This is a genomic window from Bosea vaviloviae, from assembly GCF_001741865.1.
GTDB classification, from domain to species: Bacteria; Pseudomonadota; Alphaproteobacteria; order Rhizobiales; family Beijerinckiaceae; genus Allobosea; species Allobosea vaviloviae.
In genome coordinates, this window is sequence record NZ_CP017147.1 from 1070314 (window position 1) to 1093750 (window position 23437).

At 65.9% G+C, this 23437-nt stretch carries 23 protein-coding genes; 7 read left to right on the top strand and 16 right to left on the bottom strand.

Going from position 1 to position 23437, the window contains the following annotated elements; translation table 11 throughout:
* Positions 1 to 105 precede the first annotated feature (105 nt).
* From tsaE to ahcY, 3 genes are all read right to left on the bottom strand, one after another.
* On the bottom strand, positions 106 to 1650 hold the full coding sequence (gene tsaE / locus BHK69_RS05050; RefSeq protein WP_069689153.1) for a tRNA (adenosine(37)-N6)-threonylcarbamoyltransferase complex ATPase subunit type 1 TsaE: 1545 nt from the start codon (positions 1648 to 1650) through the stop codon (positions 106 to 108).
* A complete protein-coding gene (locus tag BHK69_RS05055; RefSeq protein ID WP_069689154.1) occupies positions 1647 to 4127 on the bottom strand; it encodes a sensor histidine kinase in 2481 nt (826 codons plus the stop codon). The genes tsaE and BHK69_RS05055 overlap by 4 nt, the downstream gene beginning before the upstream one ends.
* Before the next feature lie 402 nt (positions 4128 to 4529).
* Positions 4530 to 5930 (bottom strand): adenosylhomocysteinase, encoded by a 1401-nt coding sequence (ahcY, locus tag BHK69_RS05060; protein ID WP_069689155.1) that lies wholly within the window; start codon positions 5928 to 5930, stop codon positions 4530 to 4532.
* Positions 5931 to 6158: 228 nt separating this feature from the next.
* Here ahcY and BHK69_RS05065 point away from each other — a divergent pair, with 228 nt between their 5' ends.
* Entirely contained in the window at positions 6159 to 7484 is a 1326-nt protein-coding gene (locus tag BHK69_RS05065; RefSeq protein WP_199579034.1) for a hydantoinase/carbamoylase family amidase, read from the top strand.
* A 101-nt stretch (positions 7485 to 7585) separates the two neighbouring features.
* Here BHK69_RS05065 and BHK69_RS05070 read toward each other — a convergent pair whose 3' ends face one another.
* The 7 genes from BHK69_RS05070 to BHK69_RS05100 form a co-directional block, all read right to left on the bottom strand.
* Positions 7586 to 7783, bottom strand: a complete 198-nt coding sequence (locus BHK69_RS05070) for a DUF2283 domain-containing protein (protein ID WP_069689156.1) — start codon at positions 7781 to 7783, stop codon at positions 7586 to 7588.
* A complete protein-coding gene (locus BHK69_RS05075; protein WP_244548402.1) occupies positions 7780 to 8112 on the bottom strand; it encodes a DUF4258 domain-containing protein in 333 nt (110 codons plus the stop codon). The genes BHK69_RS05070 and BHK69_RS05075 overlap by 4 nt, the downstream gene beginning before the upstream one ends.
* A gap of 106 nt (positions 8113 to 8218) precedes the next feature.
* The gene (locus BHK69_RS05080) at positions 8219 to 8566 is read right to left on the bottom strand and encodes an HPr family phosphocarrier protein (RefSeq protein WP_083269127.1); all 348 of its coding nucleotides are present in this window, start codon (positions 8564 to 8566) and stop codon (positions 8219 to 8221) included.
* A gap of 11 nt (positions 8567 to 8577) precedes the next feature.
* On the bottom strand, positions 8578 to 8979 hold the full coding sequence (locus tag BHK69_RS05085) for a PTS sugar transporter subunit IIA (RefSeq protein WP_069689157.1): 402 nt from the start codon (positions 8977 to 8979) through the stop codon (positions 8578 to 8580).
* Between the two features lie 110 nt (positions 8980 to 9089).
* Positions 9090 to 9542 (bottom strand): HPr kinase/phosphorylase, encoded by a 453-nt coding sequence (locus tag BHK69_RS05090; protein ID WP_069689158.1) that lies wholly within the window; start codon positions 9540 to 9542, stop codon positions 9090 to 9092.
* A gap of 5 nt (positions 9543 to 9547) precedes the next feature.
* Positions 9548 to 11347: a sensor histidine kinase gene (locus BHK69_RS05095; RefSeq protein ID WP_069689159.1), complete on the bottom strand. Its 1800-nt coding sequence runs from the start codon at positions 11345 to 11347 to the stop codon at positions 9548 to 9550.
* A gap of 447 nt (positions 11348 to 11794) precedes the next feature.
* Entirely contained in the window at positions 11795 to 12496 is a 702-nt protein-coding gene (locus BHK69_RS05100; RefSeq protein WP_069689160.1) for a response regulator transcription factor, read from the bottom strand.
* A gap of 323 nt (positions 12497 to 12819) precedes the next feature.
* Between BHK69_RS05100 and BHK69_RS05105 the strand changes: the two genes are divergently transcribed.
* The 3 genes from BHK69_RS05105 to BHK69_RS05115 all read left to right on the top strand — a co-directional run bounded on the left by BHK69_RS05105 (position 12820) and on the right by BHK69_RS05115 (position 16382).
* Positions 12820 to 13509 carry a HugZ family pyridoxamine 5'-phosphate oxidase gene (locus tag BHK69_RS05105; RefSeq protein ID WP_342029753.1) on the top strand — a complete coding sequence of 230 codons (690 nt, stop codon included), beginning with the start codon at positions 12820 to 12822 and terminating at the stop codon, positions 13507 to 13509.
* A gap of 190 nt (positions 13510 to 13699) precedes the next feature.
* Entirely contained in the window at positions 13700 to 15334 is a 1635-nt protein-coding gene (locus tag BHK69_RS05110; RefSeq protein ID WP_069689161.1) for a phosphoenolpyruvate carboxykinase, read from the top strand.
* 37 nt (positions 15335 to 15371) lie between these two features.
* Positions 15372 to 16382, top strand: coding sequence for an Lnb N-terminal periplasmic domain-containing protein (locus BHK69_RS05115; RefSeq protein ID WP_069689162.1), 1011 nt, complete (start codon positions 15372 to 15374; stop codon positions 16380 to 16382).
* A gap of 138 nt (positions 16383 to 16520) precedes the next feature.
* Here the strand turns inward: BHK69_RS05115 and BHK69_RS05120 are convergent, their stop codons facing one another.
* Entirely contained in the window at positions 16521 to 17294 is a 774-nt protein-coding gene (locus BHK69_RS05120; protein ID WP_069689163.1) for an enoyl-CoA hydratase, read from the bottom strand.
* A gap of 192 nt (positions 17295 to 17486) precedes the next feature.
* Here BHK69_RS05120 and BHK69_RS05125 point away from each other — a divergent pair, with 192 nt between their 5' ends.
* Complete coding sequence (locus BHK69_RS05125) at positions 17487 to 17912, top strand: GFA family protein (RefSeq protein WP_069689164.1); 426 nt, start codon at positions 17487 to 17489, stop codon at positions 17910 to 17912.
* On the opposite strand, the gene mutM is transcribed toward BHK69_RS05125, so the two are convergent.
* Positions 17913 to 18803: a bifunctional DNA-formamidopyrimidine glycosylase/DNA-(apurinic or apyrimidinic site) lyase gene (gene mutM, locus BHK69_RS05130; protein WP_069689165.1), complete on the bottom strand. Its 891-nt coding sequence runs from the start codon at positions 18801 to 18803 to the stop codon at positions 17913 to 17915.
* A 97-nt stretch (positions 18804 to 18900) separates the two neighbouring features.
* Here mutM and ubiE point away from each other — a divergent pair, with 97 nt between their 5' ends.
* Positions 18901 to 19662, top strand: a complete 762-nt coding sequence (gene ubiE, locus BHK69_RS05135; RefSeq protein ID WP_069689166.1) for a bifunctional demethylmenaquinone methyltransferase/2-methoxy-6-polyprenyl-1,4-benzoquinol methylase UbiE — start codon at positions 18901 to 18903, stop codon at positions 19660 to 19662.
* A gap of 148 nt (positions 19663 to 19810) precedes the next feature.
* The gene (ubiB, locus tag BHK69_RS05140; protein WP_069693389.1) at positions 19811 to 21367 is read left to right on the top strand and encodes a 2-polyprenylphenol 6-hydroxylase; all 1557 of its coding nucleotides are present in this window, start codon (positions 19811 to 19813) and stop codon (positions 21365 to 21367) included.
* Positions 21368 to 21478: 111 nt separating this feature from the next.
* Here the strand turns inward: ubiB and BHK69_RS05145 are convergent, their stop codons facing one another.
* From BHK69_RS05145 to BHK69_RS05160, 4 genes are all read right to left on the bottom strand, one after another.
* Positions 21479 to 21910 carry a VOC family protein gene (locus tag BHK69_RS05145; protein ID WP_069689167.1) on the bottom strand — a complete coding sequence of 144 codons (432 nt, stop codon included), beginning with the start codon at positions 21908 to 21910 and terminating at the stop codon, positions 21479 to 21481.
* Positions 21911 to 21948: 38 nt separating this feature from the next.
* Complete coding sequence (locus tag BHK69_RS05150) at positions 21949 to 22431, bottom strand: DUF1579 domain-containing protein (RefSeq protein WP_069689168.1); 483 nt, start codon at positions 22429 to 22431, stop codon at positions 21949 to 21951.
* Between the two features lie 68 nt (positions 22432 to 22499).
* Positions 22500 to 23039: an SRPBCC family protein gene (locus BHK69_RS05155; protein WP_069689169.1), complete on the bottom strand. Its 540-nt coding sequence runs from the start codon at positions 23037 to 23039 to the stop codon at positions 22500 to 22502.
* A 38-nt stretch (positions 23040 to 23077) separates the two neighbouring features.
* On the bottom strand, positions 23078 to 23425 hold the full coding sequence (locus BHK69_RS05160; RefSeq protein WP_069689170.1) for an ArsR/SmtB family transcription factor: 348 nt from the start codon (positions 23423 to 23425) through the stop codon (positions 23078 to 23080).
* Positions 23426 to 23437 lie beyond the last annotated feature (12 nt).

The following is a 23437-nucleotide window of genomic DNA, read 5'->3' on the forward strand; positions in this document are numbered from 1 at the left end:
GGCGATGCGGCTTCCGTCACGCGAATCTCCTGAGCGGGGCGAATCTGCGCGATCCATAGCGCGTCATGGCTGGGCTTGTCCCGACCATGACGGCGCAAGCCGAATTCAGTTCGCCGCAAACAGCTTCGGCAGATGCGCCTGATACCAGCCCTTGAGCTCTTCGAGCGCGGGATGCTCGAGATTGCGGCGCAGATAGGCTTCGATTCGCGGGAGGTGCTCGAGATAGGCGGGCTTGCCGTCGCGCCGGTCGAGCCGGGCGAAGATGCCGGCGATCTTGGTGTTGCGTTGCGCGCCGAGGATCGCATAGGCGCGGGCGAAGCCGGCGAGATCGAAAGCGGGATCGTCGCCGCGCCGCGCCGCGCCATAGGCCGCGAGCAGTCGCAGCTCCAGGGCGGCGGGCACGTCGACGCGCGCATCCTGCCCCAATGAGACGAGGTCATAGGCCGGGTGCCCGAGCACCGCGTCCTGGAAATCGATCAATCCGAGCTGGGCAAGCCCCTGGCGCTTCGGCAGCCAGATCAGGTTGGGCGAATGGAAATCCCGCAAGGTCCAGGTCGAAGGCGCTTCCAGGATCTCGTCGAAGAGCCGGCCCCAGATTCGCGCGAATTCGGCCTGCGTCACCGCCGGCAGGGTCACGCCGGCGATATGGGGTGCGTACCATTCCAGGATCAGTTCGGTCTCGATCGCCAGCGCGCCGCGGTCGTAATCGGGCACGATATGGTCGCGGCCCTCAGCGACGGGCAGGATCGTCGGCAAGGTATGGCGGTGCAAATCGGCGAGCAGGCGGGCCGCAGCCTCGTAGCGCTCCGGGATCGGGCCGTCCGCGTCGAGCACGCCCTCCTCGCCGAGATCCTCGATCAGCAGCAGCCCGGTCGAGAGATCCTGCGCCAGGATTTCCGGCGCGGAATAGCCCAGCGAATGCAGGCCGCGATCCATCGCCACGAAGGCGTCGATGGTCTCGGCCAGATGCGCGATGGCGCTGTAGGGCTTGCCTTGCCGGATGGCGGGGCCGTCCGGACGCGGCGGCGAGATCATCAGGATCGCGCTTTCGCCATTGCTGCGCACCAAGCGCTCATAGGCGCGGCTGGAGGCGTCGCCTTGCATGAAGTCGCGTTGCGCGTCGCCCCAGCCGGCATCGTCGAGCATATGCCGCGTCGCGATCGCGATGCTGAGCCGCTGCCGCCAGAGCACGCCGCCGGCAAGCGTCGCGATGCGGCCCGTCTCGGGGTTTCTCGGATCGACGTCGAGCACGATGTCGAGCCGGCGTCCGGCGGGCAGCCGCGTGCCGGCGCGGTCGGGCCACTCGACCAGGGTGACGATGCGCTCGAGATCCTCGATCAGCCCGATATCGTCGAGCTCGTCGGGTGAACGGACCCGGTAGAGATCGGCATGGAGCACGGCGCCGCGCGGCGTGTCGTAGCTCTGCACCAGGGTGAAGGTCGGGCTCGGCGCTTCCAGCGCCGGATCGCCGGCGAGTTCGCGCAGGATCGCCCGTGCCAATGCCGATTTCCCGGCGCCGAGATGGCCCGACAGCGCGACGATGTCGCCCGGCTTCAGGATGGCGGCGAGGTCGGCCGCCAGCCGCGCTGTCGCCGCCTCATCGACCAGCAGGAGCCGATGCGCGCCGCTTTTAACCAGCTCCTCGCTCATTCCGCCGCATCCGAAAGCGGCAGGCCCTCGGACGGAAACACGGCGGTCACCCGGGTGCCGCGCCCCGGTGCCGAATCGAGCTCGACGCGCCCACCATGCAGTTCGACGATCGAGCGCACGATCGAGAGGCCCAGGCCGACGCCGCGATGGTTGGAGCCGAGCGAATGGCTCTCGAAGCGGTCGAACACCTTCTCCTTCACCTCGGCGGGGATGCCGCGGCCTTGATCGCTGACGGTGATGCGGACATGGCCGCCGCTGCGCGCTGCGCTGACCGTGATGGTTTGACCCGGCGAGGAGAAGCCGATCGCATTCGAGATCAGGTTGAACAGCACCTGGCGCAGCCGCTTGCCATCGGCGAGCAACGGCCCCGTCTGCGGAGCGATCTCGACCTGCAGCTTCATTTTGCTGTCGGTCAATCGGTCGTGGAGCCCCGCCGCCGCCTCGGCGATGGTTTCGGCGACGTCGACCTCGTTCAGCTCCAGCGTCAGCGCGCCATTGTCGATCGTGGCGAGATCCAGGATGTCGTTGATGATCGCGAGCAGCGCGCCCGAGGAGCGCACGATATGGGAGGTGTAGTCGCGCTGCTTCTCGTTCAGGGCGCCGATCGCCTCCGTTCCCAGCAGCTGGGCGAAGCCGATGATGTTGGTCAATGGCGAGCGCAGCTCATAGGAAACGTGGTGGACGAAATCCTCGCGCAGGCGAGAGACCTTCTCCAGCGCTTCGTTCTTCTCGGTCAGGGCGCGTTCGACGTTTACGCTCGCGGTCACGTCGGCAAACGAGATCAGGGTCGCGCCGTCCGGCAGCGGCGCCGCGGCGCAATCGAGCACCGAACCGTCGCGCCGCTCCATCCGGCAGCCATAATCCTCGCGTGCGTCGCGCACGCCGGTGATGACGCTGTGCAGCTCGCTCCAGACCTCGTCCTGCGGAAAGAGCGGCCGGCACAGCCTGACGATCTCGTCGATATGGGGCGCGGCGCCGGCAATGTCGGGCTGAATCCGCCAGGCCTGGGCGAAGGCCGGGTTGGAGAGCTTGAGCCGCCCGTCCGAGCCGAACACGGCGACGCCCTCACGCAATGAATCCAGCGTCTCGCGCTGGGTGCGGGAGAGCGCGTTGAAGCGCGATTCCAGCGTGAAGCGTTCGGTCACGTCGTCGAGCAGATAGGTCACGCCGCCCTGCGGGTTGGGGCTGGCGACGACATGGATCGTGCGCCCGTCGGGTAGATACCACCAATCCTCGATGGCACGTGTCGCGGTATAGGCGGCCTGCACGCTGGCTTTCCAGCTGCGGTAATCGCCGAGTTCGGGCAGGCGACGCTCGGCCCGGAGCCGGTCGAGGATCTCGCTGTCGCTCGGCTGGCCGTCGAGGAAGCCGGCATCGAGCGACCAGAGCGTGTCGAAACCGGAGTTGCGGTAGACCAGATGCTGCGTCGCGTCGAACACCGCGACCGCCGTCTTCAAACGGTCGAGCGTGCGCACATGGGCGTCCATCTGGCGCTGCAGATCGGTTCGCACAGCCTCCAATTCGCTCATATCGGTCGCGATGCCGGCAAAACCCACAGGCGTCGGCAGTTCGAGGATGTCGAGCGTCCGGCGCTGCCCGGCGACGACGGCCGGCGCCCGCACCGAGAAGATGCGCCCCTCGCGCCTGGCCTTGGCCGCGGCCTCGCGCTCGCCCCGGTCGAGCAGTTCGAGGCCGCTCTTGGTCACTTCGGGGCCGTCAGTGGCCTCCACGGCGCGCGCATAGGCCGCGTTGCACCAGGTCAGGCGTCCGTCCGCCGCGCGCGTCCAGGCCGGCTGCTGCAGGCCCGCCAGCAAGGCGATCAGGGCGGAATGATCGGAAGAGAGGCGCTCCAGGTCGCCGCGCAAGGTCATGACCTGCGCACGTTCGCCGGTGACTTCGCGGAAGCGGATCACCGCGCGCCCGGCGACGGGACGACCCTCGACATCGATATAGGGGCCCGTCTTGGCGCGCAGCGTGAAGCCGAAGGCCTCGCCGCGCTCTTTCAGCGCATCCGTGGCGAGCTCCAGTTTCTTGGCCTCGACCGGGGGAGCCCAGGCGCCATAGGCCAGCGCCAGTGTCGCGCCCGGCGCGCCGAGGAAGCCGCTATCGCCTTCGAAGATCGGCTGGGCGTCGCGCCCGCTCCAGCTGACCACGACCTGCGGGTCGGCGGCGAGCAAGGCGGCCAGGCGGTCCTGATGGCCGCGCGCGGCCTCGAGCTCGCCCGCCATCTCGGTTTCGCGGCGGTGCCAGCGTCCCCGTTCGCGCACATAGATCAGCGAGGTCGTCGCGGCGAAGACGGTGAGGCCGATGAGCAGGAGCGACAGGCTCCCTGTGCTTAGCGTCTCCGTGCGCAGCGGGGTGAGCCAGTCGGCCTGGGCAAATGTCGCGGTCGGCGCCTGCGCGACAGCGAGGCCGGGAAGAACCGCGTGGCTGCGCCAACCGCCGCCGCTTCGTTTCTGTCGCCTCGACCGTCTCATCCTGCGTCCGTTATCGTTGAAGGCGGCGGGTAGCCTGCCTGGCCACCCAAGCACGCTTCAGAATCGGGCTTGAGGCCGGTCGCTACGCCGTCCTCCTGGACCCGACGCAACGCCTGCCACCACGCCAACCACATCAGAGCGTCGATCCGGCCCACGCAAAGGGCGGGCCCGAATCAGCCCCACTCTAATCATCCGTAGACTCCGGCAGGAAGTGCTTAATGGATGGTAAATCGGGCGAATTTCGAAATCGCGCCACAGATTTCCGGCGACCGTCAATCAGTAGATGGCAGATCGCATCGAGTTACTATTAGTAGTATATTTGGCGAGACGCGCGCCTGTTCCAAAAAAGAAAAAGGCCCGGCGATTGCGCCGGGCCTGATCCGATTTTGCCGATATCGACTGTCAGTAGCGGTAGAGTTCCGGCTTGAACGGGCCGGTCGGCGCCAGGCCGAGATACTTGGCCTGGGCGTCGTTGAGCACGGTGAGCTTGGCCCCGACCTTGGCCAGATGCAGCGCCGCGACCTTCTCGTCGAGATGCTTGGGCAAGGTGTAGACCTTGTTCTCGTATTTGGCGTGGTGGTTCCAAAGCTCGACCTGGGCCAGCGTCTGGTTCGAGAACGAGCAGGACATCACGAAGGAGGGGTGCCCGGTCGCGTTGCCGAGATTCACCAGGCGGCCTTCCGAGAGCAGGATGATGCGCTTGCCGTCGGGGAATTCGACCTCGTCGACCTGCGGCTTGACGTTGTCCCATTTGAAGTTCTTCAGGCCGGCGACCTGAATCTCGGAGTCGAAATGGCCGATATTGCAGACGATGGCGCGGTGCTTCATCGCGCGCATATGGTCGACGGTGATCACGTCGAGATTGCCGGTGGCGGTCACGAAGATGTCGGCGCGCGGGGCGGCCTCCTCCATGGTGACGACCTCGTAGCCCTCCATCGCCGCCTGCAGCGCGCAGATCGGGTCGATTTCGGTGACGAGCACGCGGCAGCCGGCCTGGCGCAGCGAGGCGGACGAGCCCTTGCCGACGTCGCCATAGCCGCAGACGACCGCGACCTTGCCCGACATCATCACGTCGGTGCCGCGGCGGATGGCGTCGACCAGCGACTCGCGGCAGCCATAGAGGTTGTCGAACTTCGACTTGGTGACGCTATCGTTGACGTTGATCGCCGGGAACGGCATCCGGCCGGCCTTGGCCAGCTCGTAGAGGCGGTGCACGCCGGTGGTGGTCTCTTCCGAGACGCCCTTGATCGCGGCGCGCGTCTTGGTGAACCAGCCCGGATTGGCCTTGAGCTCGCGCTTGATCAGCTTGAAGAAGATGGTCTCTTCCTCATTGCCCGGCTTGTCCAGGAACTCGGCCTTGCCGGCTTCGGCCTCGGCGCCGAGGATGATCAGCATGGTCAGGTCGCCGCCATCGTCCAGGATCATGTTGGGCGTGCCGCCGTCGCCCCAGGTCGCGGTCTTGAGCACGTATTCCCAATACTCTTCCAGCGTCTCGCCCTTGATGGCGAAGACCGGAACGCCGGTCGCGGCGATCGCGGCGGCGGCATGGTCCTGGGTCGAGAAGATGTTGCAGGAGGACCAGCGCACATCGGCCCCGAGTTCCGTCAGCGTCTCGATCAGCACGGCGGTCTGGATGGTCATGTGCAGGCAGCCGGCGATGCGCGCGCCCTTGAGCGGGTTCTTGCCCTTGTGCTCGGCGCGAATCGCCATCAGGCCCGGCATCTCGTCCTGGGCCATGTTGATTTCCTTGCGGCCATATTCCGCGAGGCTGATGTCCTTGACGATGTAATCGGTCTTCGACACGGGGCTGCTCCACTGCTGGTTCTGGAATGACGGGCGGGTCTTTAGCAGCGCAGCCGGCGGAGCGCAATCAAAGATATAAAGATGTCTTTATGTCCCTGATCTGTTCGAGGACGAGAGTCGGCGACGCGGGGCCGATCCTGTTGGCCGGAGCTTTGCTGGGCTAGGAGGAGATGGCAGGGGTGGCGCCAGGTTTTGCGCGACGCTTGCGACGCCACTTCGGAGACAGCCTTGTCCGTCAACGCCGCAGCCTTTCAGCCTTGCCCCTCGCTCGACGCCGCCGTCATCGCCCGCGAGGCCTTCACCGTCTCGATCCTTGATGCCCTGCGCGCCCGGAGCCTCGACGGGCCGGGCGTGACCCGAACCTCCTACATGGCGGGCGAACAGGCAGCGCATGATCTGATCGCCGATCTGGCGCGCGGGCTGGGCCTTGCGGTCTCAGTCGATGCGGCGGGCAATCTGTCGGCGCGGCTCGCCGGCAGGCATCCGGAGCGTCCGGCCTGGATCACCGGATCGCATCTGGACTCGGTGCGTCAGGGCGGCAATTTCGACGGAGCGGCCGGGGTCATCGCCGGATTGGTCGCGATCGCGGCGATGATCGACGCCGGGCTCCAGCCGGATTGCGACATCGTCCTGATGGCGTTCAGGGCGGAGGAGAGCAGCGCCTGGTTCGTCGGGCGCCATGGCGGGCATTTCGGCAGCCGCGCCGCGCTTGGCCTGCTCTGGGAGGGCGAACTCGACAGCGCGACCCATGTCGCGACCGGCCGTTCGCTGCGCGCGATGATGACCGAAGCCGGTTTCGACGCGGCCCGCATCGCGGCCGGGCCACCCATCCTGAACCCCGCCGATATCGCGGGCTATATCGAACTGCATATCGAGCAGGGGCCGATTCTGGAGAACCGCGCCCTTCCCGTCGGCATCGTCACCGGCATCCGCGGCGCCTATCGCGCCCGCAATGCCAGCGCGCTCGGCGCTTACTCGCATTCGGGGGCGGTTCCGCATGAGTACCGCCAGGACGCGGTCTTCGCGACGGCCGATCTGGTGATGGCGCTGGATAGCGAGTGGAGCCGCCGCCGTGCTGCGGGGGAGGATCTCGTGGTCACGGTCGGGAGATTCTCGACCGAAGCGGAATTGCACTCGATCACCAAGGTGCCGGGCCAGGTCGATTTCGCGATCGACATCCGCAGCCAGGACGTGGCGGTGCTCGACGGCATGGAAGCTTTCCTGCGCGCGAGCGCCCGTGACATCGAGGCCCGGCGCGGCGTCTCCTTCGGGCTTGACCCGTTCGACCGGTCGACGCCCGCCTTGATGGATGCCGGGCTGGTCGCGGCGCTTCAGGCCAGCGCGAGCGGGTTGTCGATCCCGTTCCTGACCATGGCGAGCGGCGGCGGGCACGATGCCCAGGATTTCGCCGATGCCGGCATTCCGGCCGCGATGATCTTCGTGCGCAACGACAAGGGCAGCCACAACCCGGCCGAGGCCATGGCGATCGCCGACTTCATGCAGGCGACGCGTGTGCTGGCGAATGTGCTGTGTGCGATGGCAGGGGAGACGTAAAGCTCATCGCGTCATTCCGAGCGGAGCGAAGCAATCCAGCAGCGGCAGAGCGAGACTTTCCGGATTGCTTCGCTGTGCTCGCAATGACGGTGCAGGATCTCTCAAGCTGCTGTCAGTGTCCGCAGATCAGCACCGTTCGCCAGATGCTCTGACGCATCGAGGATTTCGACGGCGACGATTCGGCCCTCGGCGTCGAAATCGAAGACGATGCCCGGCCGCACCTCTTCGCTTTCGCTCACCGGGGTTTCGGCGAAGCGAAGATAGAGGGCGTCGGCTTCGGGGTCGTAGCGGGTCTTCATCGTCTGCGGCCTCGATCGAGAAACGGCGTGATCACGCGATACGCCGTGTCAGATCGAACATATACCACACGCAGCACCCTCCCGTCGCGCTCGGGCACAGTCCGAAAAGCGCGCTGTCTGTCGGGGTGTTTTGGGTCAGGTTCGGTTGCATCGGGCTGCAAGACCGTTCGCTCGACCCAAACACGTTCGATCTCACGTTCCGCGAGCATGGTCATTGCATGCTCGGAATAGCTGAAAGTGACGATTGGCGGCATGGCGTCGATGATCCCGAACCCGAAGAGTATCGGAGAATACCGGGCAATGGTTACGGCCCGAATTTCGAAGATCATGAAAGGGAGGCTCGTTGGACCAATCGCATCGACAGGCGCACCGCGCGTCAACTATTGGAATGAGGCTTGCGCGAACGCACTGAGCTCATTTCAAGGAGTTTCCGAGCTACTCGCCCTCGCCGAACTTGTCGGCCACCAGCGCTTCCAGCGCCTTCAGCGCCTGTTCCGCCTCGCGCCCCTTCGCCACCACGGTGATGGTCGAGCCGATGCCGGCTCCCAGCGTCAGGATGCCCATGATCGAGGTCGCGCCGACCGTCTCGCCGCAGCGGGTCACGGTAATGTCGGCGTCGAAATTCGAGGCGCATTGCACGAATTTCGCCGTGGCGCGGGCGTGCAGCCCCTTCTTGTTGACGATCGGCAATTCGCAATAGAGCGAGCCGGTCGGGATCACGGGCTCTGGGCAGTCGCAATCCTCGTCGTCTTGCCGCTCATCCACCTGGCTGCTCGTCTTCATCTGGTCAGCGCCTATTTGCCGGCCAGAACGCGGCTGGCGACGGTGATGTATTTCCGTCCGGCATCCTGCGCGCTGGTCACGGCCTCGTCGAGGCTCTTTTCCTCGCGCACGCTGGCGAGCTTGATCAGCATCGGCAGGTTGACGCCGGCGACGACGTCGATGCGGCCGGGCTCCATCACCGAGATGGCGAGATTCGAGGGCGTGCCGCCGAACATGTCGGTCAGCACGATGACGCCCCGGCCGGTTTCAACCTCCTCGACGGCCGCGATGATGTCGCGGCGTCGACCTTCCATGTCGTCATCGGGGGCGATGGCGATGGTGGCGAGGTTTTTCTGGGGGCCGACGACGTGTTCGAGCGCGGCGCGGAATTCCGTCGCCAAATGCCCATGCGTCACGAGGACGAGTCCGATCATTCACTATGGCGCCTGGAGAGCGCGCGTGGCGCCCGGACAAGGTCGCGGTTTATGCGGCAGGTGCGAGATATGCGCAAGCCGGCGCGTTTAAAACTTGTCGAAATCCCGACTTAAGACTGATCCAGAAACAGTTTTAAGGCTGCCAGGACCAGCCTTTCATCGCCGGGACGGCCCGCCAGCCTGAGGCGCGGCAGGTCGATGCCCGCCAATCGGTCGATCAGATCCTCCGGTTCAGGCATGCGCGCCGGTTCGTCCGCGAGCAGATCGACGATCAGCCGGACCTGGACCGCCGGCAGATGGGGCTCCGGCGTCAGGCCGAGCCCGCGCCGCTCGACGAGCCCTTCCAGCGGCGCGACCGGGCGGGCGAGCAGGCGGCCGGCATGGCCGGCGATCTCAGTGCGATCATCGGCCACCAGCCTGGCGAAGGATCCCGCTTGCGTGGCAGTCGCAATCAGCGCCAGCGCCAGCGTCGATTTGCCCGAGCCGGACGGGCCGCGGATGAGAATGCCGGCCTCGCCGATCGCAATGGTGCTGGCATGGATGCGGCTGGCTTGCTCGCTCATCTGCTTCAGGCCGCCAGCGGCACGGCCGGCAGCCGGACGATGAAGCGGGCGCCGATGCGCGGCTGTTCGCCATCGCCATCAGCCGGCCCGAGGCGGTTCTCGGCCCGGATCGAGCCGCGATGAGCCTCGATGATCTGGCGCGAGATCGAAAGGCCCAGGCCCGAATTCTGGCCGAAACCCTCATTGGGCCGGTCGGTATAGAAGCGCTCGAAAACGCGCTCCAGCGCATGCGGCTCGATGCCGGGGCCGTCATCCTCGACCGTGATCAGCACGTCGGCCCCTTCGCGCGACAGCGTGACGTGCACCGGCTTGTCGGCCGGCGAGAAGGAGCGGGCATTGTCGATCAGGTTGACCAGAACCTGGCCCAGCCGTGAATCATGGCCCATCACCAGGAAGCCGTCGCGCCCGCCCGGCCGCTGGCCGCGCCGCTCGGTCTTGAGCTCGATGCCGGCACGCGCCTCATGGCGGGTCTCGTTCTGCACCGAGACGACGGCATCGAGGACCTGCCCGATATCGACCGGGGCGGCGTCATTGCGGGCGAGTTCGGCGTCGAGCCGCGAGGCGTCGGAAATATCCGAGATCAGGCGGTCGAGCCGGCGCACATCATGCTGGATCACTGCGAGCAGCCGGCCGCGCGACTCGCTGGATTTGGCGCGCGGTAGCGTCTCGACGGCGCTGCGCAGCGAAGTCAGCGGGTTCTTCAGTTCATGGGCGACATCGGCGGCAAAACTCTCGATCGCCTCGATCCGGCTGTAGAGCGCCTTGGTCATCTCCCGCAGCGAGCCCGAGAGATGGCCGATCTCGTCATGCCGGCCGGCGAAATCGGGGATCTGCTCGCGCGATTTGACACCCTTGCGGACGCGCTGCGCCGCCTCGGCGAGCTTGCGGATCGGCTCCGCGATGGTGCCGGCGAGCAGCACCGACAGCACGATCATCACGCCGGCGGCCACCGTGAAGACCTGGAGGATCGCGTAGCGCTCGGAGGCGATGATGGCGTCGATGTCGCCGCCCTGCGTCGAGAGCAGCAGCACGCCCTTCAGCGCACGGAAGCGCTGCACCGGCACGGCGACGGAGACGATGGTCTGCCCGCGCGTGTTGACGCGCACGACGCTGGCCGGGGTGCCGTTCAGCGCGCGCGCCACCTCGGGATAGGATTTGCCGTTGGCGTTCTCGAAATCGTCATAGGTGGGAACGTCGGCCCGGCCGAGCCGGTTGCGCAGCATGTTCCAGGTGCGCTCCAGCAATGGCGGCTCGTCGGGCTCGCCGACGCGCGGCAGATCGAGCCGGAGCACGTCGCCGCGCGAATAGAGATTGCGCGAATCCAGCGTCAGCAGCCCGTCCTTGTCGTAGACCCGTGCCCGCGTCTTGGTCGGCGTCACCAGCCGCCGCAGCAGCGGCGCGACCTTTTCAGGGTTGATCGAGAAATCGAGCGGGTCCTCGGCGATGCCGGCGCTCTCGCCCGCCTGCAACTGGAGCAGCTTGTCGGGGTCGATGGTGATGGTGTCGGTCTCGACCGTCGCCGAAGCCGAGATCGCGCCGGCGATGATCTCGCCTTGGGTCAGCAGGCTCTGTACCCGCGATTCGATCAGCCCCTCGCGGAACTGGTTGAGATAGAGGAAGCCGAGCAGCAGCGCCACGAGCCCTGCCAGGTTGAGGACGACGATGCGTCGCGTCAGGCTGGAGGCGGCGCGGGAGGAGATGGCGCGCAGGCTGCGTCGGCCGAACACGGCCAGGCGCTTGCGCAGCATGGGCGCGAAGCGCTGCGTGCGGATCACAATCCTGCGTTCGTCGTCAACCGTCGCCATAGGCCTCAAGCGCCCTGCTGTTCCTGAGCAGCTTAGAGGTTGTTCGGGACTATGGGGACGATTTGATGAGGTCAAAACGCCGGAGATGGGAGGAGCATTGCGCAGGCGATACCATTGGTATCGGCAAGCGATGCAACGCTGCAGCTCCGGCGTTTTCACCTCACCCGCAGGGCGCGGCGCTTTTGCGCGACTGCTGTGTCGTCCTTCGTAGCAAACCGGAAGGTTTGCGTCCTCGAACTCCTGGCATTCGCGCAAAATCGCCTGCGTCAAATCACCCCCATAGTCCCTAACAACCTCAAGTCCAAAGCCTTCATCCTGGGGAGTGATCCGGGGGATCGCACCGCGAGGGACGGTTCAGTATGCACTGCCGCTGCGAAGTGGCGCATCGGTCGAGACGCCGCTTCGCGGTTCTCCGGGATGAGGGCTGAAAAACCCGCCCCCCGATGCTCAGCTTTCCTTGAAGCGATAACCGACGCCATACAAGGTCTCGATCATGTCGAAATCGACATCGACCTGATTGAACTTCTTGCGCAGGCGCTTGATGTGGCTGTCGATGGTGCGGTCGTCGACATAGACCTCGTCGTCATAGGCCGCGTCCATCAGGGCGTTGCGGCTCTTCACCACGCCCGGGCGCTGCGCCAGCGATTGCAGGATCAGGAACTCGGTCACGGTCAGCGTCACCGGCTCGTTCTTCCAGGTGCAGGTGTGGCGCTCCGGGTCCATGCGCAGCAGGCCGCGCTCCAGCGCCTTGGCGTCCTCGGGGCGGGCAGGCGCGCCGACATCCTTGGCGCCGGCGCGGCGCAGGATCGCCTTGACGCGCTCGACCAGGAGGCGCTGCGAGAAGGGTTTGCGGATGAAGTCGTCCGCGCCCATCTTCAGCCCGAAGAGTTCGTCGATCTCCTCATCCTTCGAGGTCAGGAAGATCACCGGCAGGTCGGACTTCTGGCGCAACCGGCGCAGCAGCTCCATCCCGTCCATGCGCGGCATCTTGATGTCGAAGATCGCCAGGTCCGGTGGGTTCTGCTTCAGCCCGTCGAGCGCTGAGGCGCCATCCGTATAGGTCATGATCCGGTAGCCCTCGGCTTCGAGCGCGATGGACACCGAAGTCAGGATGTTGCGGTCGTCATCGACCAGCGCAATTGTTGGCATAAGTTTTACGTCTCTTGGCCGCGTTGCAATAACTGGGTCCACTCTCGCGAGAGAGCGGCCAAACCGTGGCTGCAATCTAGCGATGGCGTGACAGTTCCGCTACCGTCATCAGAATAAGGCCGGAAAGGCGAAGAGGTTCCGTGGTGCAAGACCCCGTCAGGTTGGTGCAGGACCCCGTCAGGTCGAATCAAGACCCCGTCAGGTCGAACAATGATCCCGTCAGGTCGAATAACAAGCCCGTCGAACCGAACGAGAACCCTGCCCGAACGACCAATCCAATCAGGCCGACCGATGAGACGGCGCGCGGACTGGCGCGAAGTCTCCTGCGCAGTGCGCGCTACGGCTCGCTTGCGACCTTGGGTCAGGACGGCCACCCGGCCGCGACGCTGACGAGCCTCGCCACCGATAGCGACGGCACGCCTCTGATCCTGGTCTCGGCGCTTTCGGCCCATACCGGCAACCTGATCGCCGATCCGCGCGCCTCGCTCCTGATCGCGCCGGGCGGCAAGGGCGATCCGCTGGCCCATGCCCGCATCACGCTCAAACTCAGGGCACGACGCATCGCGCGTGAGACGCCCGAAGGCCAGCGCATCCGCCGCCGCTTCCTGGCGCGCCAGCCCAAGGCCGCGCTTTATGCCGATTTCGGCGATTTCTCGTTCTTTGCCCTCGGTATCGAGGCTGCGAGCCTGAATGGCGGCTTCGGCAAGGCCTATGAATTGGGGCCGCCGGATATCCTGAGCGAACCGGCCCAGGCGCAGGCCCTGGCCGAGATCGAGGAGGGCGCCGTCGCGCATATGAATGCCGACCATGCCGAGGCGCTCAAGCTCTATGCGCGGGTGCTGCTCGGAGCGCGCGACGGGGCCTGGCGGGCGACCGGGCTCGATCCGGACGGGCTCGATCTCGCGCTCGGCGATACCGTGCTGCGGCTCGGCTTTCCCGCCTCCGTGGATAGCCCGGCGAGCTTGCGGACAATGCTGGCGGAGCTTGCCGCAAAGGCCCGCACCGGGGTTTGAACGGGATTTACCACGACGGCGTTTTAAACGATTTAAAGATTTTTCTTCGGCCGAAGGCCTTTTCGACGGGTTGAGCCGGCGTCATCATGGGCCTAAAGAGCCTGCCACTTAAATTTTAAGTCTGCCTCGTCTGCGCAGCTGCGCGACGATCTCCGAATCGCATATCTTTAAAACAGTGCTTTTGCCTTGAATGGCATGCCTCGGGAGTATCCCAGTGGAAACCATTGGTCAGTTCAACACAGCTCACGGCGCCGAAACCTTCGGCTTCCGCAAGCTGAAATCCCTGTCCTGGAACCTGCAGGCGCCGCAGCTCTACGAGCAGGCCCTGAAACGCGGCGAAGCCGGGCTGGCCGCAGGCGGCGCGCTCTGCGCCGACACCGGCACGCATACCGGGCGCTCGCCCAAGGACAAATTCGTCGTGCGCGACGCCACGACCGAAGGCACGGTCTGGTGGGAGAACAACGGCGCGATGTCGCCGGAGCATTTCGAGGCGCTGCTGGCCGATTTCCTCAAGCATGCCGAGGGCAAGGAGCTCTTCGCGCAGGATCTCTATGGCGGCGCCGACCCGGTGCACCGCGTCAAGGCGCGCGTCTTCACCGAATTCGCCTGGCATTCGCTGTTCATCCGCAACCTCCTGATCCGTCCCGAGCTCGAGGAGATCGCCGGCTACGTGCCGGAGCTGACCATCGTCGACCTGCCGAGCTTCAAGGCCGATCCCAAGCGCCATGGCTGCCGCAGCGAGACCGTGATCGCGATCGATTTCACCCGCAAGATCGTGCTGATCGGCGGCTCGGCCTATGCCGGCGAGATGAAGAAGTCGGTCTTCACCTATCTGAACTACACGCTGCCGGCCAAGGGCATCGTGCCGATGCACTGCTCGGCCAATGTCGGCTCCAAGGACGATTCGGCGATCTTCTTCGGCCTGTCCGGCACCGGCAAGACCACGCTTTCGGCCGATCCCGACCGCACGCTGATCGGCGATGACGAGCATGGCTGGTCGAAGAACGGCATCTTCAATTTCGAGGGTGGCTGCTACGCCAAGACGATCAAGCTCTCGGCCGAGGCCGAGCCGCAGATCTTCGCCGCGTCGCAGCGTTTCGGCACGGTGCTTGAGAATGTCGTGCTCGACCCCTTCACCCGCGTCGTCGATTTCGACGATCAGAGCAAGACCGAGAACACCCGCTCGGCCTATCCGCTCGACTTCATCCCGAACGCCTCACGCACCGGCCGCGCCGGCGTGCCGAAGAACATCGTCATGCTGACGGCGGACGCCTTCGGCGTGATGCCGCCGATCGCCAAGCTGACGCCGGCGGAGGCGATGTACCATTTCCTCTCCGGCTACACCGCCAAGGTCGCCGGCACCGAGCGCGGCCTCACCGGCGTCGAGCCGGAATTCTCGACCTGCTTCGGCTCGCCCTTCCTGCCGCGCCACCCGTCGGAATACGCCAATCTGCTGCGCGATTTCATCGCCAAGCACCATGTCGATTGCTGGCTGGTCAACACCGGCTGGACCGGCGGCAAATACGGCGTCGGCCGGCGCATGCCGATCCGCGTCACCCGCCGCCTGCTGACCTCGGCGCTGGACGGTTCGCTCAACCGCGCCGATTTCCGCCGCGATCCCTATTTTGGCTTTGCGGTGCCGACCTCGGTGCCCGGCGTCGAGCCGCACATCCTGTATCCGGTCAAGACCTGGCAGGATAAGGCCGAATTCGCCGAAACGGCCAAGCGGCTGGTCGGGATGTTCCGCGAGAACTTCAAGCGCTTCGAGGGCCATGTCGACGATGCGGTCAAGGCCGCGGCGCCGGTGAATTCCTTGGCCGCGTGAGCGCTTCCGGTTCCAGCTGTGATATGGGAAGGCGGCGATGAGCCGCCTTCTTCTTGTCACTGCCCAACTCCTGGCCACCCTGATCGTCCTCAGTGCGACGGCATGGGGCTCCGGCCTCCTGCTGTTTCGCCTGACCGGCACGGTCGCGACGCTGGCCGCCATCGGCTTTGGCCTCGCCGGTCTTGCTGGTGCGATCGGAATCTGGACCGGCGCGGCGCGCCTGCCGCTCTCCTTCGCGGTGCTGTTTCTCGGCCTGCTCGGCTGGTGGAACGGCATGGCGCCGTCGCACGACCGGAACTGGATTCCCGAACTCGCCAAGCTGCCGCAGATCACGCGCGAGGGCGAGATGATCACCGTCGGCAATCTGCGCGATTTCCGCTGGCGCACCGAAGCCGATTACGAGCAGCGCTGGGAGACGCGCAGCTACGACCTGACCAAGATCGAGGGCGCGGACCTGTTCCTGTCCTATTGGTCGGGCGAGGCGATCGCCCATCTCCTGGTCAGCTTCACCTTCAAGGATTCGGTGCCGCTGACCTTCTCGATCGAGGTCCGGCGCGAGAAGGGCGAGGAGTGGTCCTCGCTCGCCGGCTTCTTCCGCACTTATGAGATGGCCTATGTCGCCGCCGATGAGCGCGACATCGTCGGCCTGCGCAGCCATGCCCGCAAGGAGGATGTCCGCCTGTTCCGGCTGGCCGCCACGCCGAGCCAGGCCCGCGACGTGCTCCTGGCCTATATCGCCGACGTCAACCGGCTGGCTTCGAGCCCGCGCTGGTACAACACGCTGACCACGAACTGCACGACGGTGGTCTACCATCTCGTCGGCTCTGTCGCGCCGGGCTGGACTTTTTCGCTGCCGCTCGACCCGCGCGTGCTGCTATCCGGCTATCTGCCGGGTTATCTGCAGCGCATCGGTGCGGTCAGGACCGACATTCCGCTCGACGAGCTGGTCCGGCAGGGGCGGATCAGCCAGCGGGCGCGGACCCTGTCGCTCGATGATCCGGAGTTTTCGAAAAAGATCCGCGAAGGCGTGCCGGCCGGACGGCCATAGGCCTGGAAGCGCGCCGTCATGCTCGGGCATGACCCGAGCATCTCTTGTCGGAGTTTCCCAGGGTTTGCGCGGCGTTCATCCTTGGGCCGATCGAAGATCGGACCCGAGGACTGTGCCTGAGAATAGTGGAAAGCGGTCTCACCTATTCTGGAAATCGGGCTTCCGCTTCTCGATGAAGGCCGCCATGCCCTCTTTCTGGTCATGCGTCGCGAAGAGCGAGGAGAAGACGCGGCGCTCGAAGCGCAGCCCTTCGCTCAGCGCCACCTCGAAGGCGCGGTTGATCGCCTCCTTCGCCATCAGCACCGAAGGAAGCGACTTGGCGGCGATGCTGTCGGCCGCCTTCATCGTCTCGGCCATGAGATCGGCCAAGGGCACGATGCGGGCGACGAGGCCGGCGCGCTCGGCCTCGTTCACGTCCATCATCCGCCCAGTCAGGATGAGATCCATGGCTTTCGCCTTGCCGATCGCCTTGGTCAGGCGCTGCGTGCCGCCGGCTCCGGGAATGACGCCGAGATTGATCTCGGGCTGGCCGAATTTGGCGTTGTCGGCGGCGATGATGAAGTCGCACATCATGGCGAGCTCGCAGCCACCGCCGAGCGCAAAGCCTGCAACCGCCGCGATGATCGGCTTGTGGCGCTGGCTGATGCGGTCCCAATCGGCGAATTTGTCGTCGAGATAGGTCCCGGGGAAGGTCCGGCCCTGCATCTCCTTGATGTCGGCGCCGGCGGCAAAGGCCTTCTCCGAGCCGGTCAAGACGATGCAGCCGATATCGCCGTCCTTCTCGAAGCCGTCGATGGCCGCGTTGACCTCGTCGATGAGCTGGCCGTTCAGCGCGTTCAGCGCCTGCGGCCGGTTCAGCGTGACGACGCCGACCTTGCCCTTCACCTCGACGAGAATGGTCTCATAAGCCATGGCGGCCTCCCGGATGCTTCGTTGGGCCAGGTTTAGCGGGCGGGAGGAGCGCGGTCCATGCGAGGGAGCGCACGCCGACATGGGTGCTCTCGTGACATGGGCGCTCCCGTGTCCAGACCTTGCCGTCGCGGGCCGGATCACCTTCACTCGTCCCGTCTAGCACTCGCCCCGTCGCAGGAGGAGGGCACCACCATGACCGAGCCCGTTACCGGCCGCTGCTTCTGCGGCTCCATACGCTTCCGCTTCAATCAGCCGCCGGTGGCGAAGCGAGCCTGCTGGTGCCGCGACTGCCAGTATCTCGCCGCTGGCAACGCCTCGATCAATCTGATCTTCCCGCTCGCGAGCCGCGAATTGGAGGGCGAGGTCCGCGACTATGTCAGCCTCTCCGACGGCGGCAACACGATGCGCCGCAGCTTTTGCCCACATTGCGGCACGCCCTTGTTCAGCGCTTCGTCATCGCGGCCGGAGATGGTCGTGGTGCGCGCCGGCGCCCTCGACGACCGCGAACTCGGCAGACCTGATGGCTTCATCTGGACCGCGTCCGCACCGTCCTGGGGCCTGACCGACACCGACGTGCCGTCCTGTCCGAACCAGCCGCCTCCCATTGCCGCCCGCTGATCAGCGCCGCGGCTGGCAGCTTTCGCAATAGAAGGTCGAGCGGCCCGACTGCACGAGCCGCTTGACCATGGAACCGCAGCCCGGCGTCACGCAGGCCCCACCCTCGCGGTCATAGACGCGAAACCGGTGCTGGAAATAGCCGAGCGAGCCGTCGGCATGGGCGAAGTCGCGCAGCGTCGAGCCGCCGGAGGTGATCGCCTCTTCCAGGACCTCGCGGATGATCTGGGCCAGCGCATGCGCCGCCGGTCGTGGACGGCCCGTCGCGGTCGCGATCGAGCCGGCCCCGGCTTCGGGATGGAGCCCGGCGCGGAACAGCGCCTCGCAGACATAGATGTTGCCGAGGCCCGCGACGAGGCGCTGGTCGAGCAAGGCCGCCTTCAGCGGCGCGAATTTCCCGGCGAAAAGCTTCGCCAGCGTCTCGCCCGAGAGCTCATTGCCCAATGGCTCGATGCCCATGCCGACGAAATGCCTGGAGGCGGCGAGGTCGGCGCGTGGGACGAGGTCCATGAAGCCGAAGCGGCGGACATCGTTATAGGTGACGCGCGCGCCCGAGCCGAGATGGAAGACGACATGGTCGTGCTGCAGGTGCCGGCCGATCTCGTTGTAATAGGCGCCAGGCTCGGTCGGCGGCGTGCCGGGTGCCTCCACCACGAAGCGCCCGCTCATGCCCAGATGCATGATCAGCGCCTGGCCGTCATCGAGATCGACGATTAGATATTTGGCGCGCCGCGACAGGGCTTCGACCTTGCGGCCGGTCAGGCGTGCGACGAAGCGGTCGGGCAAGGGAAAGCGCAGATCGAGCCGGTTCTGCTCGACGCGTGCGAAAACCTGCCCCAGCATGGCGGGCTCGAGCCCACGACGAACGGTTTCGACCTCGGGAAGTTCGGGCATTCCAGTCCACTCTCAAGCCTGCGTCGAGACGGGCCGCGACAAGCCCCGCTCGTTTCGCTATTCATCGCCTTACCAGAACACAAGAGCAGCCCGCGCCGTGACAGCAGCCTCCGACACCACTCATTTCGGTTTTGAGACCGTGCCGCTCGTCGAGAAGCAGGCTAAGGTCGACGACGTCTTCCACAAGGTCGCCAGCCGCTACGATCTGATGAACGATCTAATGTCGGCGGGCCTGCACCGGCTCTGGAAGGATGCGCTGATCACGACGCTGAAGCCAGCGAAGGACCGGCCCTTTCACCATCTCGACGTGGCCGGCGGCACCGGCGACGTCGCCTTCCAGGTGCTCGACGCCGGCGGGCCGCAGACCGACGTCACCGTGCTCGACATCAATGCGCAGATGCTGAGCGTTGGCCGCGACCGGGCGCAGAAACGCTTTCCCGATGACGATCGCATCCGCTTCGTCCAGGGCAATGCCGAGGCGCTGGGCCTGCCCGACAACCATTTCGACGCCTATACGATCGCCTTCGGCATCCGGAACGTGCCGCGCATCGACAAGGCGCTGTCGGAGGCTTTTCGCGTGCTCAAGCGCGGCGGCCGGTTCCTCTGCCTCGAATTCAGCCATGTCGACGTGCCGCTGCTCGACAAGGTCTACGAGGCCTATTCCTTCACCGTCATACCGCCGATGGGGCGGATGGTGACGGGCGAGGCCGAGCCCTACCAGTATCTCGTCGAATCGATCCGCAAATTCCCCAAGCCGCAGAGCTTCGCCGGCATGATCGAGGATGCCGGCTTCCGGCGGGCGAAGTTCACGCCGATGACCGGCGGGGTCGTGGCGCTGCATTCCGGCTGGAAGCTGTGAGGATGCACCTCGCGTCATGGTCGGCCTTGTGCCGACCATCCACGTCTTGCGGTGCGGATTCTTGCGACGCGGATTCTTGCGATGCGGCTGAAGGGAAGACGTGGGTGCTCGGGCCAAGCCCGAGCATGACGTCGAGGTTCGCGCGCGCATGATCACTGCCATCGCTCATCTCGCCCGTTCCGCGCGGGTCGGCTTCGTGCTGGCCCGCGAAGGCGCGCTTGCCCTCGTCGATCCCTCGGTCCTGCCGCCTTTGGCGCGCGCCGCGATCCGGCTCGGGCGCTTGATCGAACGCAAGGGCGCCGGCTCCTCGGCGACGCGGCTCGCAGCGGCGCTGACGCGGCTTGGACCGTCCTATGTCAAATTCGGCCAGTTCCTGGCGACACGGCCCGATGTCGTCGGCATGAAGATCGCCGAGGACCTCTCGGCTCTGCAGGACCGGATGGCCCCGTTCCCGATGGAACAGGCGCGCGCCGCGATCGAGGCCGCCCATGGCCAGCCGGTCGAGGCGATCTTCGCCGAATTCGGGCCGCCCGTCGCCGCCGCCTCGATCGCGCAGGTGCATCGCGCCCGGCTGAAGGATGGCTCGGAGGTCGCGGTCAAGGTGCTGCGGCCCGGCATCCGCGATCGCTTCCACCGCGACCTCGCGGCGATGCGCTTCGGCGCGGAGATGGCGGAACGACGCTCCGCCGAGGCGCGCCGCTTACGCATGTCGGGCGTGGTCGAGACGCTGGCGCGCTCCGTGACGATGGAGATGGATCTCAGGCTGGAGGCCGCCGCCCTCTCCGAATTCGCCGAGAACACCAAGGACGATGCCGATTTCCGCGTGCCGACGCCGGATTGGCAGCTCACCGCGCGCGAAATGCTGGTCGATGAATGGATCGACGGCGTCCGGCTCTCCGACATCGAAGGGTTGCGAGCCGCCGGGCACGATCTGCAGGCGCTCAGCCGCACCGTCATCCAGTCCTTCCTGAAGCATGCGATCCGCGACGGCTTCTTCCATGCCGACATGCATCCGGGGAACCTGTTCGTCGACTCGGCAGGGCGGCTCGTCGCCGTCGATGGCGGCATCATGGGCCGGCTCGGGGTGAAGGAGCGGCGCTTCCTCGCCGAAATCCTGCTCGGCTTCATCACCCGCGACTATACTCGCGTGGCGGAAGTGCATTTCGAGGCCGGCTATGTTCCGGGCCACCACGCCGTTGCGGATTTCGCCCAGGCGATCCGTGCGGTTGGCGAGCCGATCCACGACAAGAGCGCCGACCAGATCTCGATGGCGAAGGTCCTGACCCTGCTCTTCGAGATCACCGGCCTGTTCGACATGGTGACGCGCACCGAACTCGTGATGTTGCAGAAGACCATGGTGGTGGTCGAAGGGGTCGCGCGCACGCTCGATCCGCATCTCGACATGTGGACCACGGCCGAGCCCGTGGTGCGCGACTGGATCACCCGCAATCTGGGGCCGCTGGGCAAGATCGAGGATGTCGGGCGCGGGGCGCGCTCGCTTGCCTACAGCCTCGCCAGCCTGCCCGAGACGGTCGGCCGGGCCGAGCGCGTGCTCGGCCAGCTCGAAGACGCCTCGCGGCACGGCTTCACGCTGGATGAGCGCAGCATCGAGGCGATCGGCCGGGCCGAAGCCCAGCGCAACCGCTGGGGCAATTGGGCGCTCTGGCTGATCGCGGGCCTGATCGCCTATGCGGTGCTGGGATAAGACCGATCCCGTCATTGCGAGCGTAGCGAAGCAATCCAGGAGCGGCAGCACTCGACGCCCCCCTGGATTGCTTCGTCGCTACGCTCCTCGCAATGACGACGAGGATACCGGTTAAGCCGCCACACTGGCCTGCGCCGGCTCGGCGCCGATCATCCAATGCGTGCCGAAACGATCCTGCAGCATGCCGAAGCGCGGCGCCCAGAAGGTCTCCTCCAGCGGCATCTTGATGCGCGCCCCGTCGGACAGCGCCGCGAAGATGCGCTCGGCCTCGGCGACCTCCTTGACGTTGACGGAAACCGAAACGCTCTGCATCGGCCCTTCGCTGCGGTCGGGCGGAGCATCGGACGCCATCAGCAGCTGGCCGCCATCGAGCTGGAGGCAGGCATGCATGATCTTGGGAACCCAGTCGGGGGCGACCTGGCTCTCGGCCGGCGTGCCTTTATGGCTCATCATGGCGATGATCTTGCCGCCGAGGATCCTTTCATAGGCGGTGAAGGCTTCCTCGCAAGTGCCGGGGAAGAAGAGATAGGGGGCGATCTTCATGAGACCTGTCCTTGCATCGTGAGGGGATAAGGCCGCGCTCAGCCGGTCCGGCGGTAATGGGCGGTCATGAATTCGGTCCAGCTTCCGTCCTCGCCTGGCACATTGGAGGTCAGGACGCGGTGATCGGGGCTCAGGACCGTCATGATGTCGCGATATTTCGCCATCTTGCCGTCGCCCGCGAAGCTCGGCCCCTCGGTCTCCAGCGTCAGCACGGTTCCGGTCTCGTCGAGGAAGCCGTCATAGACCCACAGATGCGTCATCATCGAACCGGTGAAGGTCCCGACGAAGCGGCCCTTCTCGGGGTCGAAACCGAGCGTCATCAGCGTCGTCGCGGGGCCGCAGCCGGGCATCTCGCCCTTGCCTTCGCCCAGCGTCCAGAGCCCGCCGAGCGAGCGCACGCTCTCGGTCCCGGTCGATGTTTGGCGCGGCTTGTCCGGGCCCATCGAGCAGTCCATTTCGGATGTCCATTCTCCGACGAATTGCTGGAGCCAGACATGTTCCTTCTGGGGTTTGGCGAACATCGGGCAATCTCCCTGATCAAGTGGTTGTCGAAAGCGCGGCTCTGCGTCCGCACATCATTTGGCCGGGCTTAGCGCTCGGCCTGCGCCTTGAGGCTGGCGAGGCCGGCCTCGAAATCGCCGCCGACCATCCGGTCCATGCTGAAGAAGACATGGATGATCTTGGCGAAGAACGGGGTCGGCCCCGTCATCGTCCAGGCTACATTGGTCGTCGTTCCCTGCGGCTGCAGCGCGAAGACGACGGCATTATGGGTCTCGAAGGGCTTGATGAAGTCGAGCTTGAGCCCGACCCTGCTTGATGGCTCGGCCGTGACGATCTCCATGCTGCCTTCGCCGACATTCTTGTCGCCGGCCCAGGCATAGATCGAGCCCTTGCCGGTCTCGGCCCCGCTGAAGCTGCGCTTCAGGTTGGGATCCTTCTTCTCCCAGGGCGACCAGGCGCCCCAGGCCCTGAAATCCGCGATCAGCGGGTAGATGCGCTCGGGCGGCGCATTGATGGCGATGGCGCGCTGGACCTGGAAGGTGTCGGGCTTCATCGCGGCGAGGATCAGCACCACGACGATGCCGGTGGCGAGGATCGCGAGCAGGCTGAGAAGAACGGTCTTGAGCATGGGTTTTCCTTGCTTGACGCAGCAACGCGGCTCCTGCGTTACGGTTCAATATCCTCGGCCGGCGCCGCCTGGATCTCGCGCAGCACCTTCTCCAATCGTCCCAGGCTCTGGTCCCAAAAACGGCTGTAGTGTTCCAGCCATTCCGAGACCTCGCGCAGCGGGCCTGGATCGAGCCGGCAGGGCCGCCATTGCGCCTCGCGACCCCGCGTGATCAACCCGGCCCGCTCCAGCACCTTGAGATGCTTGGACACAGCCGGCAGGCTCATCGCGAAGGGCTCGGCCAGCTCCGTCACCGAGGTCTCGCCCAGCGACAGCCGCGCCAGGATGGCGCGCCGCGTTGGGTCGGCGAGGGCGGACAGGGTGAGGCTGAGCGGGTCGCTCGACATTGAATTAAACCG